Origin of the sequence: Actinomyces bouchesdurhonensis (assembly GCF_900128465.1) — a bacterium.
In the GTDB taxonomy this organism is placed as follows: Bacteria; Actinomycetota; Actinomycetes; order Actinomycetales; family Actinomycetaceae; genus Pauljensenia; species Pauljensenia bouchesdurhonensis.
This window is the reverse complement of sequence record NZ_LT635863.1, coordinates 92,106-104,170: the sequence shown is the minus strand read 5'-3', so window position 1 is coordinate 104,170 and position 12,065 is coordinate 92,106. Positions and strand designations below refer to the sequence as shown.

At 63.8% G+C, this 12,065-nt stretch carries 14 protein-coding genes and 1 pseudogene; 11 read left to right on the top strand and 4 right to left on the bottom strand.

All coding sequences use genetic code 11. From position 1 onward, the window contains the following. The first annotated feature begins 23 nt into the window (after window positions 1-23). The 9 genes from BQ7477_RS01585 (at window position 24) to BQ7477_RS01545 (ending at window position 6,929) form a co-directional block, all read left to right on the top strand. The gene (locus BQ7477_RS01585) at window positions 24-626 is read left to right on the top strand and encodes a GDSL-type esterase/lipase family protein (RefSeq protein WP_073982562.1); all 603 of its coding nucleotides are present in this window, start codon (window positions 24-26) and stop codon (window positions 624-626) included. Between the two features lie 81 nt (window positions 627-707). Further along, on the top strand, window positions 708-1,304 hold the full coding sequence (locus BQ7477_RS01580; protein WP_234968620.1) for a hypothetical protein: 597 nt from the start codon (window positions 708-710) through the stop codon (window positions 1,302-1,304). A 223-nt stretch (window positions 1,305-1,527) separates the two neighbouring features. Continuing rightward, window positions 1,528-2,067 (top strand): hypothetical protein, encoded by a 540-nt coding sequence (locus tag BQ7477_RS01575; RefSeq protein WP_073982560.1) that lies wholly within the window; start codon window positions 1,528-1,530, stop codon window positions 2,065-2,067. Between the two features lie 7 nt (window positions 2,068-2,074). Next, complete coding sequence (locus tag BQ7477_RS01570) at window positions 2,075-2,785, top strand: hypothetical protein (RefSeq protein WP_073982559.1); 711 nt, start codon at window positions 2,075-2,077, stop codon at window positions 2,783-2,785. A gap of 41 nt (window positions 2,786-2,826) precedes the next feature. Continuing rightward, window positions 2,827-3,765, top strand: coding sequence for a hypothetical protein (locus tag BQ7477_RS01565; protein WP_073982558.1), 939 nt, complete (start codon window positions 2,827-2,829; stop codon window positions 3,763-3,765). 55 nt (window positions 3,766-3,820) lie between these two features. Beyond that, the gene (locus BQ7477_RS01560; RefSeq protein WP_073982557.1) at window positions 3,821-4,690 is read left to right on the top strand and encodes a hypothetical protein; all 870 of its coding nucleotides are present in this window, start codon (window positions 3,821-3,823) and stop codon (window positions 4,688-4,690) included. A 78-nt stretch (window positions 4,691-4,768) separates the two neighbouring features. Further along, window positions 4,769-5,470: a hypothetical protein gene (locus BQ7477_RS01555; protein ID WP_073982556.1), complete on the top strand. Its 702-nt coding sequence runs from the start codon at window positions 4,769-4,771 to the stop codon at window positions 5,468-5,470. Window positions 5,471-5,489: 19 nt separating this feature from the next. Then, window positions 5,490-6,176, top strand: a complete 687-nt coding sequence (locus tag BQ7477_RS01550; RefSeq protein ID WP_073982555.1) for a hypothetical protein — start codon at window positions 5,490-5,492, stop codon at window positions 6,174-6,176. A 39-nt stretch (window positions 6,177-6,215) separates the two neighbouring features. Next, complete coding sequence (locus tag BQ7477_RS01545; protein WP_073982554.1) at window positions 6,216-6,929, top strand: hypothetical protein; 714 nt, start codon at window positions 6,216-6,218, stop codon at window positions 6,927-6,929. A gap of 91 nt (window positions 6,930-7,020) precedes the next feature. Here BQ7477_RS01545 and BQ7477_RS01540 read toward each other — a convergent pair whose 3' ends face one another. Next, a complete protein-coding gene (locus tag BQ7477_RS01540) occupies window positions 7,021-7,905 on the bottom strand; it encodes an alpha/beta hydrolase (RefSeq protein ID WP_073982553.1) in 885 nt (294 codons plus the stop codon). A 1,269-nt stretch (window positions 7,906-9,174) separates the two neighbouring features. Between BQ7477_RS01540 and BQ7477_RS12205 the strand changes: the two genes are divergently transcribed. Next, window positions 9,175-9,747, top strand: a complete 573-nt coding sequence (locus tag BQ7477_RS12205; protein ID WP_234968619.1) for a hypothetical protein — start codon at window positions 9,175-9,177, stop codon at window positions 9,745-9,747. A 482-nt stretch (window positions 9,748-10,229) separates the two neighbouring features. Here the strand turns inward: BQ7477_RS12205 and BQ7477_RS12930 are convergent, their stop codons facing one another. The 3 genes from BQ7477_RS12930 to BQ7477_RS01525 all read right to left on the bottom strand — a co-directional run bounded on the left by BQ7477_RS12930 (window position 10,230) and on the right by BQ7477_RS01525 (window position 11,643). Beyond that, complete coding sequence (locus BQ7477_RS12930) at window positions 10,230-10,304, bottom strand: 50S ribosomal protein bL37 (RefSeq protein ID WP_106406425.1); 75 nt, start codon at window positions 10,302-10,304, stop codon at window positions 10,230-10,232. A gap of 395 nt (window positions 10,305-10,699) precedes the next feature. Beyond that, window positions 10,700-10,999 (bottom strand): anti-sigma factor, encoded by a 300-nt coding sequence (locus BQ7477_RS01530; RefSeq protein ID WP_073982551.1) that lies wholly within the window; start codon window positions 10,997-10,999, stop codon window positions 10,700-10,702. Continuing rightward, on the bottom strand, window positions 10,996-11,643 hold the full coding sequence (locus tag BQ7477_RS01525) for a sigma-70 family RNA polymerase sigma factor (RefSeq protein ID WP_073982550.1): 648 nt from the start codon (window positions 11,641-11,643) through the stop codon (window positions 10,996-10,998). The genes BQ7477_RS01530 and BQ7477_RS01525 overlap by 4 nt, the downstream gene beginning before the upstream one ends. Window positions 11,644-11,840: 197 nt before the next feature. On the opposite strand from BQ7477_RS01525, the pseudogene BQ7477_RS01520 reads away from it, so the two are divergent. Further along, window positions 11,841-12,065, top strand: a pseudogene (locus BQ7477_RS01520) (DoxX family protein); the annotation flags it as partial.

The following is a 12,065-nucleotide window of genomic DNA, read 5'->3' as shown; positions in this document are numbered from 1 at the left end:
AGGCACACCTGGAAAGGACCACCATGCGCATCTGCTTTATCGGCGACGAACTGGTCGCCGGAGTCGGCGACCCTCGAGGCCTGGGCTGGGTGGGCCGCGTCAACGCCCACTCTACGTTCGACCTACCCGCCACGTTCCTCACCCTCGCCGTCCCCTCAGAAACCACCAAGCAGATGGCTGCCCGCTGGGAGGCAGAAGTCCTGCTACGCCTAGCCGACGGCGAACCCCACGGCCTCGTCATCGGGGTCGGTCCCGGCGACGTCGCCGCCGGTATCTCCACTGCCCGCTCACGCCTGAACCTCGCTAACATTACGGATCGCGCCACGTCGTTGGGGGTCCCCAGCTTCGTGGTGGGTCCCCCGCCCCTGGCCGGCGTCGACTCCGGCGCCCTGAAGTCTCTGGCGTCCTCCTGCTCCGAAGTGTGCGCGCGCCGCGGGATTCCCTTCGTTGACTGCTACACGCCCCTGGTCGCTCACGACCAATGGTTCGAGGACATGGCCGCCTCCATGGCACGAGGGATGGACGGCCAGACCCTGCCCGGGCAAGCCGGGTACGCGCTCATAGCGTGGATCGTGCAGCACCAGGGCTGGTACGAGTGGACGGGCGCGACCCCCACGGACGTGTGAGCACAGGAGGACAGCGTGTACCCGCGTCGTTCACGTTTCTCCCCCGAGAGACGTCCGAGACGTGCTCGGCAACAGCTCGGCGTGACCATATGCGCCTGCACGCTCGTCGGGTCCGCGGTCGTCATGCTCGGCGCGTTTTTGCTTGCCGGGAACTTCGGTGTCCGTCAGCTGGTCTGTTCACTCATCGGCTCTGGCGCGGTCGTTGTCTTCGGCATCTGCCTCTTGTCGCTCCTTCCGATGCTCGTGCGCACGATGCGCGCACAACTGGATCAACCTGGCGACGCTGGTCCCGCCATCAAGACACTTTTCTGCATTGCTGTGATCGCGTTGGTCGCGACCGCGTCTACCGTGATGGGCGGTGGAGCCTTCAGTGAGCTATCCAGTGACGCCCGCCAAGGCCCCCAGACGCGGGCCGTTACGAGCTGTGAGAACTTCCAGACGTTCACCGAGCACGGGCGTGGCGGCAGCATCTACTACCGCAACGTTTTTACCCTCCATTTTGACGACGGAAAGCCGCGTCGCTTCGACATCACGACGCACACGCAAGACGAGTTCACGAAACCAACAAGCCCCTACTACGCTGTCTATCAAGCATGTGTCGTCCGCCCTTTCACGACCTCTCTCGTCGTCGACTACTACCCACGCAGTGGGATCATGAAGGCTATCCGTGAGGCGTGACGCGAACGCGCCCCGGCCTCGCCCATCCCACACACGTCAGTGAGACCATGAGCAACCAGTACCCCACCTTTCCCCCCCGCCCGGTCCCGCCAACCGCCCCCCGGCCTCGTCGATTTTCGAGCGCCTGCCGCGGGGGTTCTCAACGCGCGCAAACCTGCTCGCATTCGTCGTCATCGGCTTCTTCGGCACCATTGCCTACGCCTTCGCGACGCTCGGCAGGTACGTGCACTTCGGGTTCTGGCGGCTCGTGTGGGTGGCCGCATGGTGCGCCATCGGTCTCGTCGCTGCGATCGTATGCACGGTCCTCTTTACCTATCTGCGCAGGCGTGGGCGCCGAGCGCAGGCCGAAGGGGATGCCTCCTCCGGTACGCTCTACACCGCCGTCTCAATCGCGGTGGGCATTGTTGGCATCGTGATCGCTGCCGTGTCAGGCGTCTACGGGATCGCCGTCGCCCGGGACTTCGCGGAAGGGCCCCCCACGATCAAAGTCACGTCGTGCCAACTCACCCAGAAGGAGCACTACAAGCCGTCGGACGATCACAGCAAGGTCATCGACTACTACGACAATCACTTCGCCATGACCCTGGAGGACGGGACAACGCGCACACTCACGCTCGAGACCGAGAGCTCCGACGACCTCGCCAAGGAGGGCGGCATCTCCGCGATCATCTACGAGACATGCAAGGCACGTTCCGGCGCGACGTCACTGACCGTCGATGTCTATCGCCACAGCTGGGTCCTCGTCGACGCACGAGCGGAATGAGCGGCACATGACCAAGCAGAAAGCCACCAGGCGCGAGCAGCTGCTCCTCTTTGCAATCATGACCGCTTTCTTGTCCCTCAACATCGTCTTAGGGTCTTTCTTCTCACCTGGCTCATGGTCGCCGGCCGTCGTCACCGCAGCGGCCTCCTATCTGATTGCTTTCATCGTCGTCGCAGCCGCTGCCGGCATCCGATTCCTGTACAGGGATTGGAAGACCCCGCCGCGGCACGCCGCCGGGCGCCCCTCCCCGGAGGTGCCCGCCCACCTCGCCACGCCACCCGCAACACCCGCACTCCCCCCAACCGCCACAGCCATGCCTCAAACCCACCCCCAGCCGCCCAGCGACTTCGCGAGCATCGACGGCGCCATCACCTACGCGCAGCAATCCGGTTTCACCATCATCAACCTCTTCAACGAATACGCTCCGTTAAGCAAATACGGGGACGCCGTCGGCGCGGAAATCCTCTACCTGGCCTTCTCCCACATCGCCGAAATCGACAAGAACGCGTCGCTCACCGTCACCGGCTCGGCGACGGAGGAAGCCCTCACCCTCACCATCAGCGCGCTCACAGATCGCGCCCCCGTCCTGGGTGCGCGACGCATGGGTGAGATCCGCGCCCTCGCGACGACCATGGGCGGTAGTGTGGACACCGACGCACAGGCCGCCAGCTGGACACTCACCGCGAGACTGCCCACCGCGGCGGGCGCACCCTCCTAGCCCAGGCCTCGCCCCACACCCCTCACAGCATAGATCCCCACATGAGCAACCCCAACCAGTTCAACTCCCCGCAGAACCCCTCCGACCCCGGACAGGTTCCCCCCGTCGGCCCCTCCCAGTACCAGTACCCCTCCTACCAGGGCGCCGACTCCCAGCAGGTCCCCGGATACCAGTACCCGCAGTACGGACAGCACTACCAGGCGCCCGGCGCCGCGTCGCCCGACGGCGCGTATCAGGGCCAGCACAACCCGCAGGTCGGCTACCAGTACCCGCCCAACCAGACGCCCGCGGGCGCCGCCTCCTACGGGTACGCCCAGCCCGACCCCTCGCACGAGGACGAGGCCGCTGCCCCCACCCAACAGAAGAAGCGTTCCCGCGCGACGAACATCCTCACGATCCTGGCCGTCCTCGCCGTCGTCATCTACGCCGTCGTGGGAGGCTCATACGACTTCGGCACGGAGAGACTCACCTGGACGGCCGCGGCAAGCGGGCTCGGGCTCATCGTCGCCATCGGATGCCTGGTCAGCATCCCCCGCTCCTACCGCGAATTGCGGCGAGCCAAGGCCGCCGGCGACATCGCAACCAGCCGCATGCGCGTTCGCGCCCTGTTCTTCGCCATCATCATCCTCCCCCTCAGCGGCTACTTCTCCGTCACCTACGGCGTCCCGGCCGCCCAAGACCTCGTCGAAGGCCACCACACCGTCACCGTCACCTCATGCACCTACGAGCAGGGCTCGCACCGAAAGTCGCGTCGACGCGGAGGCGGGCGCACCGTGTACGACAACTACTTCACGATGATCCTCGCCGACGGGACGCTGCATACGACAACCATCGAGACAAACCAGCCCACGAGCATCCAGACCATGGGCGGCACCTACGAGGTGCTCTACCAGGCCTGCAAGCTGCAATCGGGCAACGCGTCCATGACCCTGGACGTCTACGAGCACAGCTGGATCATCGTCGACGCCCGCCTGAACTGACGCGCACGGACGATCTCGCCCCGGCCTCGTTCCCACCCCTCCCCTCAGGTCCACCATGAGCAATCAATACCCTTATCTCTCCCCCTACGATCCGGACGCTTCCGGCAGTCAGCCCGCCAATCAGCCGCAGGTGCCACAGCCGCAAGCGGGCGACGCGCAGCCTTCCTTGCCGCCGCTGTCGTACCAGGGTTGGGCATATCAGGGGTCCCCATACGGGCAGGCGTATGCCGCGTCGTCCGACGCCGACGAGGCCTCTCAGAGTTTTCCTGCCCCCAACGATCCTTCCGGCGAGGGCAAGGTGCCGAAGAAGCACACGGGGTGGTGGATCCTGCTCACGCTCGTGGGCCTCCTCCTTGGCACAGTCCTCTATTTCTTCGGTGAGATGTTCGACTTCGGCACGGAACGGATCGTCTGGACCCTCATCAAGTGTGCCGTCGCACTCGTCTTCGCCCTTGCCATGATTCCCCTCTATGCTGTTACGCGGCGCAATTACCTCGTGGCGAGCGCGCGGGGCGATGAGAAAGTGGCACAACAACGCCAGCTCGGCCTGGGGATGGTCGGCGTCTTTGGCCTCGGGTTCGCCATTTATGCGCTGTCGAACGGCGTTCCCGCGGTGCTTGACGTCGCCGACGGCCCACACACTGTTACGGTCACGTCATGCAGCTTCGAGCAGTACAAGACGAGTCGGTCACGCTACCGCGGCGGCGTCTCGACCGTGTATAAGAACCAGTTCATCATGACGTTTGAGGATGGCTCGACCCACACGCAGACCGTCGAGACGGACAGCAAGGATGAGATTGCGAGGCAAGGGGACGTGACAGCCGTCCTCTACGAGGCCTGCGCTCTGCGCTCCGGCAACGCGACCATGACCATCGGTTACTACACGCATTCAAGGGTCGTCGCGAGCGCGAGGATCAACAACTGATCGGTCGGCCCGCCCACCCGGCAGGCCGGCGCACGCGCCCCGGCCTCGTCCCAACCTCTACGGCCTGAAAGGGAACCCATGTCACGCAACCCAGCTTCCTCTCCTCGTCGGGCTTCCTCGCCCGCGCAAGGCCCGACAGGCACAGGTGTCCTCAAGAAGATCGCCACCGCCATCGGGGCCGTCCTCGTGGCTCTGGTCATTGCTGCTATCGCCCTCTTCTGGTTCATCGGAGATCACACAGATTTCGGCCGCGATCGCGTCGTGTGGAAAGCGCAGGCCTGCGGCGTTGGGCTCGTCCTCGTCGCGGGGCTCCTCATCGCGTGCGCGTTCGCGTACCTCGGCGTGTGGCGGGCCAAGCGCGACGTCGATATTGAGAAGTACAACCAGCGTTCCTTCGGCATCGTCGTCCTGTGCGTCACCGCATTATTCGTGGGATTCCAGTCAATCAGCCGCGGCCTGCCCGCCTTCCGCGACCTGAAGGAGGGCACCACCACCGTCACCGTCACCTCGTGCAGCTTCGAGCAGACGCCCCGATCAAACCCGGGGACGCGCGGTGATCGCACACCCGACAACGGATGGGACAACACCTTCACGATGACGCTCGCTGACGGCACCAAGCGCGCCACGGTCATCGAAACAGCCACTGGTGAGGACATTGCCTCGCGCGGCGGTCTCACGGGCGTCCTCTACGAGGCCTGCGCTCGGCGCTCCGGATCCGCCTCCATGACCATGGAGGTCTACCCCCACACGTGGTCCATCGTCGAGGCGCGCATCGACTGACAAGACACAGGAGAGAGCCATGAGTATGCCCCCACGTGATCCTTCCTTTCCGCCGTCGCGGCAGGACTACAGGGACCTCATCGACCACCACTACGTCATCCGCGGCCTCACGTTCGCCCCGCTCATCCTCTTCCCGATCGCGCTGAAGACCGGCGCGCAATACGGGCCGCTCAGCTTGTGGACGGGCATCGGCATGAACCTCAGCATCCTCCTCACCTGCCTGACGATCCCGCTGGCGATTCCCGTGATGCTGCGTGACGCCCGCGAGGCGCAGACCCGCGGCGTCGACAAGGCGATCCCCCGCCGACGCCGCTGGAAAGCCGCCGGACGAGTCGCCATCGCCGTCTCTTTCGGGATACTGAGCACCGTGCACATCGTCCCCCTCGTCCAAGACCTGGCAAGCGGGCCCAAACCCGTGACCGTCACCAGCTGCACGAGTAGCGTCGCCGACCGTGAATGGCGCAGCGGCAGACGAGGATCGCGCACAACCACCATCTATCAGGTCTACGAGATCACCATGCAGCTCACAGACGGCTCCACCCGCGTCCAAGACATCAGCCTGCAACCGCAGGACTCCGAACCCGCCAACTCCCTCGCGATCTACGACACCCTCTACGACGCCTGTATCACCCATCCGGGCCAGACACCCATGACGCTACAGGTCATGCCCCGCAGCTGGCGGATCATCGAGGCCCACCTCGGCTAGCACCAGGCCCCACGGCCTCCACACACTGGACACGACCCCATGAGTTTTCCCAGCACCCCTCCCCTGCCTCCAGTTCCTGATACTCCGCCTACTCCTCCCCTGCCTCCGAGACCCGCACCCGCCGTCGCGAAGCCGGGCCGCGGCGCAGGACGCTCCCTGTTCCTGCTCCTCCTCGTCCCCCCGGCGTTGATCACCACGATCATCGTCGTCATGCACAACATGGGTTCGTATGGGAAGAGCAAACTCGTCGGCGTTATCATCCTGTGCTGTCTGGGGCTCCTCGTCGTCATCGGCGCCGTCGCCACCCTCCTCGCCTCCATACCAGACCTGCGCGCCGCGAAGCGCTCCGGGGACCGGCGGGCGGTACGCAAGCAGCTGGACAACCTCGCCTCGATGGCATTCGGCGTCCTCGTGATTGCCGCACCCGTCTTTTACTTCCTCACGCCCGCGGTGATCGACCTGGCGCAAGACCCCCAACCGCGCGCTGTCGCCTCCTGCAGCTACGCCCAAGACACCGTCACACGATCACAGTGGTTCACCGGAGGCACCAGCTACAACAACCACTTCGTCATGCGCTTTGACGATGGCACCCAGCACACCTTCACCATCGCCACCTCTGAGCAGGACATTTCCCAGCTGCCGGGCATCATTCATCCGCTCTACGAAGGCTGCGTCCTCCACCCCGACCAGACGCCGCTGACCATCGACATGTACGTGCACAGTAAAACCCTGGTCGACGCGCGGGTCGATTAGTTGCGGGGTGACGCCGGGCGGCCTGCGGCCCTGGCTTGCGACCGTGATCCTCGATCGACGAGGCCGTGAAACAGCGTGTGAAACGCCTCGGTTACGCCTGGGTGAGGATCCCCGAGATGAAGCGAGCGCTGCGGTCGAGGGCGGCCTCGGCCTCGGGAATGATGGGAACGCTCAGGACATACACGTGGAAACCGTCCGGCTCCACGCGCAGACGCACGTCCACTCCCGCACGAGCCGCCTTGCGAGCAAACTCGATCGTGTCGGGCCCCAGGATGTCAGCATCGCCCTGGAAAATACGCATCGGCGGCAGGCCCGCCGGGTCACCGTACAGGGGGCTGACGCGCGGATCAGTCGGATCCAGGTCTGCGGCCCACGCGCGACCGGCCCACACCAGCCCAGGCACGCGCAGGATCTTGTCGCGGCCCTGCACCTCCTCGATGCGCGGGTTCGTCATGGTGACGTCCACCCACGGTGCGTACAGGACGAGGCCGTCCACCTGACGCGCACCCGTGTCGCGTCGCTGCATGGCGAGGGAGAGCGCCAGCCCGCCACCCGCCGAGTCGCCGAAGAGGATGACGCGGCCGAACTCCGCCTGGGCCTCGTCGATGATGGGCTGGACGAAGTCGAACGCTTCCGCCGCAGTGTGGTTGGGGGCGAGCGGATAGTCGGGGATGATTACGGGCAGCCCGGTGCGGTCGATGAGGCCCTCGACAATCCCCCACTGGCCATCAACCAGGGGAAAGAGGTAGGAGCCACCGTGCAGGAAGATGAGGGCACCGCCCGAGCGCAGACCCTGCTTCGGGAACACGCGGGTTATGCCTTTGTCGCACGTCGCCGTGAAACGTCCTCGCATGCGTGCAGGCATCGGGGCGGGCTGTGGGGCGTGGAGCGCCATCTGCTCAGTTGCTGTCCCGCTCTGTAGCAACGGAGGCACAAGCCCCATACAGAAGTGAACAACGCGCATCTGGAGGGACATGACGGCCTCTTTCGTCTCGACGAATCAGTGTTGCGCGCGGGACGCACCGACGCGCCAGCACATACCAGGATACGACGCATTCACCTTTCCCACCGGCAGCCGCGTCGCCTCTCGAGTAGAGAATCCACTGGCGTCCATACTGTTCCCAGACCCAGCAGATTCGGCCATCACGCGGATAGGTAACCAGCATCCGGATAGCTTAATAACCTATCCGGATACGCGGTTCCTATCCGGATACGCGGTTCCTATCCGGATGCAACACCACGGGCCACACCCCGGCCCAACACGCGGATAGGTAACGAACATCCGGATAGGTTACGAACACGCGGATAGGTTAATAACCTATCCAGATGCGCCGATCCTATCCAGATACGCGGTTCCTATCCGGATACGACGCCACAAGTCCACCAACCGCCAGGCTCACGTCGTCTCGCAAGCAGACAATCAACCGGACGCACGTCTTTCCGCATAGATCCCACCCATCACACGCGATCACGCGGATAGGTTACGAACATCCGGATAGGTTACGAACATCCGGATAGCTTAATAAGCTATCCAGAAGCGTCGTTCCTATCCAGAAGCGCCGATCCTATCCAGAAGCGCCGATCCTATCCAGAAGCGCCGTTCCTATCCAGAAGCGCCGATCCTATCCAGATACTCGCATGCGCTTATCCACAGGGCAATATCCCGTGTCGGACGTGTCCACAGGACTTCGTCTAGCACTTTCCTAGCCGCTGATGATGGTACGAGACTTCGTCTATGACTCAGGCTTCCATCATCATCCCCCCTCCAGCAGACCTACCTCGCAATCAGTCGACATCAACAACGGTTCACATCATGCGTGGCGTCTGCGCAGTTTTACCCCTCGATTCGACGAATGCCGACCCCTGGGAGGTATGGGATGCCGTCACCCGCGCACGCATACATGCCGTCAACACTTCCCACGAGCACTCCCCGGTCTTTGTCGGGCAAAGCTGCTTGAGACTCCTGGGGATCCGCGGATGGTCCCAAAACCCTCCTGTCACCATCTACCGCGAACACCGAAGGTGTACCTCTTCTCTGCCGTCATGTAGCGTCGGCTCCACGACGGTTCCAGCGACATCGGTGTCATGCTCTGAGTTTCCACCTCTTTCGGAAGAACGTAACAGGATCGACGGCTTGGTCGTAGAACACCCCTACGATGCGCTCGTGAGAAGCGCGCTTCATGATGAGCCGTTAGAGTCCTTCGTCCTCGGATGTATGGCACTCAACATATGGAGCCAGTTCTCGATGTTTCATCAAGATGAGTGCCGCCAGCGAGCTGAGCAGATCCGCGCTGAGCTGCTTGCTCGCCTCTACCGAGCTGGCCACGTTCGCGGCTACCGACGTGCTCGCGCGATCCTCGAAGCCATCGATCCAGGCTGCGCCAACCCTGCTGAAGCTGCGCTTCTGTGGCTGGTGCGTTCCATCTGCCCCTTCGCAGCCAAAACGCAGGTGCATATCGGGGTACGCGGCCACCACTACTACATAGATATTCTCATTGAAGACCTGCACCTCATCATCGAATTCGACGGGGTTGCAAAGCTTGGGGAAACTCGAGTCGAGCTCGAACAAGCCAAACGCGAGTGGGTGTTGCGCGATCAGAACCTTCGAGATGCCGGGTGGCAGGTCATCCGAGTGAGTTGGCCAGACTACGACGACTGGGAACAGCTGCGGATCAGGTTGAGCCGAGTCCTAGGTCCGATCAATCCTGCTCCCGACTGCCGTTTCCTGTGGAAACTACCGACACAACGTTGCGATGGACCGTTGCGGCGCTTCTACTCACGAACCCCGCGCATGGGACGCAAACACGCGGATAGGTGACGAACATCCGGATAGGTGACGAACATCCGGATACCTTAATAACCTATCCGGATGCGTGGTTCCTATCCAGATGCGCCGTTCCTATCCAGATGCGAGGCCACGAGTCCACCAACCGCCACTGCTCACGTCGTCTCGCATGCGGACAATCAACTGGCCTCACGTCATCTCACGGCTCCCACCCATCGGACGCAACCACGCGGATAGGTAACCAACATCCGGATAGGTGACGAACACGCGGATAGGTTAATAACCTATCCGGATGCGCCGTTCCTATCCAGATGCTCCGTTCCTATCCGGATGCGCCGTTCCTATCCGGATGCAACGCCACGAAACCCCACCGCGGCCCGTCACGCGCTTCACGACTTGGGCCCGCGGGTGGGCACACACCAGGCGCGCACCCGGCGCAGCTGCGGCTGGTTGCTGCCACCGGCACATACAAAACGCGCCCGGACCATCCGGTCCGGGCGCGCAACGTATTCGGCTCAGGCGTTAGGACGCTTGCCGTGGTTCGCGCCGTGCTTACGACGATCGCGACGCTTACGACCCCGCTTCGACATGTCATTCTCCTTGAGTTTGTTGTCTAGACTGAAGCATTTTTGCACACATTGCCCAAAACCACCAAGGCACAGGTCGTTCGCGGCGACGAAGGTCACCGAAAAGCGGGTGGTTCACCGGGCCTCGTCGACGCGCGAGTCGACACACGTGCGGACGCCGACGACGCGACCAACTCGATGGGTGATACGCGGTGCCGGGCAACGGGCGCGCGAGCAACGAGCGCCTGCAAGAAGATCCGTTCCCAGCCGCACGCGCTAAACACCAAGAAACTGCAACGACGAATCGCAGACATAGGAGACCACGCGATGCAACGATTCCGCACGCATGAAGCGCCAGCGATCCACGATGACGAGCTGCACACAGGTGAGACAAGACGGCGCAATGCACCGCCAGAAACTCACCGCCAGGTGACGGACACGCTCGTGATGGAGGCGACGATGCGGGCGCGCAGCGCGGGTGAGGCCTGCTCGGCCTCGTAGCAGCCGCGCATGAGGGCGCGCACGTGGCGTTCAGCGTCCAGGGCGTCGGCGCAGTGCGGGCAGGTGGTCACGTGCTGGATCATGAGGGCGCGGTCGCGGGCGTTGGGTCCGGGCACGGACCCGGCGTCGATGAGGCCGCTGCGGCGGTCGCACTCCTCGCAGTCGATGAGCTCGTACAGGGCGTCGAGGACGTCCTGACAGGTGATGGTGGTGTTCATTTGTCCCCTCCGATCCCATATTCCGCGGCGACGTCGGCCAGCGTGGAGCGCAGCTTCTTGCGGGCGCGGTTCAGTCGGCTCATGACGGTCCCCATGGGAACTCCTAGTTCTTCGGCGATTTCCTTGTAGCTCATTCCCTCGACGTCAGCCATGAGGACAACCATCCGATGTTCCTCTGAAAGCGAATCGAGGGCCTCGCGCAGCTGCGTGGAGGGCAGTGCTTCGAGTGCTTCGACTTCGGCGGATTTCAGGCCCACCTCCGCGTGGGAGGCGGCGTCGGCCAGCTGCCAATCCTCGACGGTGTCGGTGGAGGCACGCTTGGGGGATCGCTGCGCCTTGCGGTAGCTGGTGATGTAGGTGTTGGTGAGGATCCGGTAGAGCCAGGCTTTGATGTTGGTGCCGGGCTTGTATTGGTGGAACTTCTGGTAGGCCTTGAGGTAGGTCTCTTGGACCAGGTCTTCCGCGTCGGTTCGGTTGCGGGTCATGCCCAGGGCTGCGCCGAAGAGTTGGTCCATGAGGGGCATCGCTTCGTCCATGAAGTGCGCCTGGAGCGCGGCGTCGTCCGGGGCGGGTGAGGCCGGGGCGGACGAGGCCGGGGCGGAGTCGGGTGCGTCGGGCATCGGTTGGGGGGTTGTCGTGTCCATCGCTTCCCAGGGTAGTCGCAGGTGTGCGCGACGGGCGTGGGCGGGGTTGATGGGCACTCATACTGAGGGCAACGCCTCACGCGCCGCTTTATTCCACAACCACAACAAGTGTGCGTTGCACCACTTTTTACCCGTTGTTTGGGAGGGACGGGGCCATTCGGCTTCCCCCGGGGGCAAAGGTATCGAACAATAGGGGTATGAATCTGCTGCGCGTTGTTGCCCGTCCCCTGCTCGCCGCCCCGTTCATCGCCGATGGGGTGGATGCCCTCACGCATCCGCGTGTCCACGTGGAGCGCGCTGCGGGCGTTCGTCCCCTCATCGACAAGGCGACCGACGCTGTTGGCCTGGAGCCGCTCACGGATGAGCAGCTGGCCCTGGCGACCCGCGTGACCGGCGCGGTGAGCGTCGTCGCGGGCCTGCGT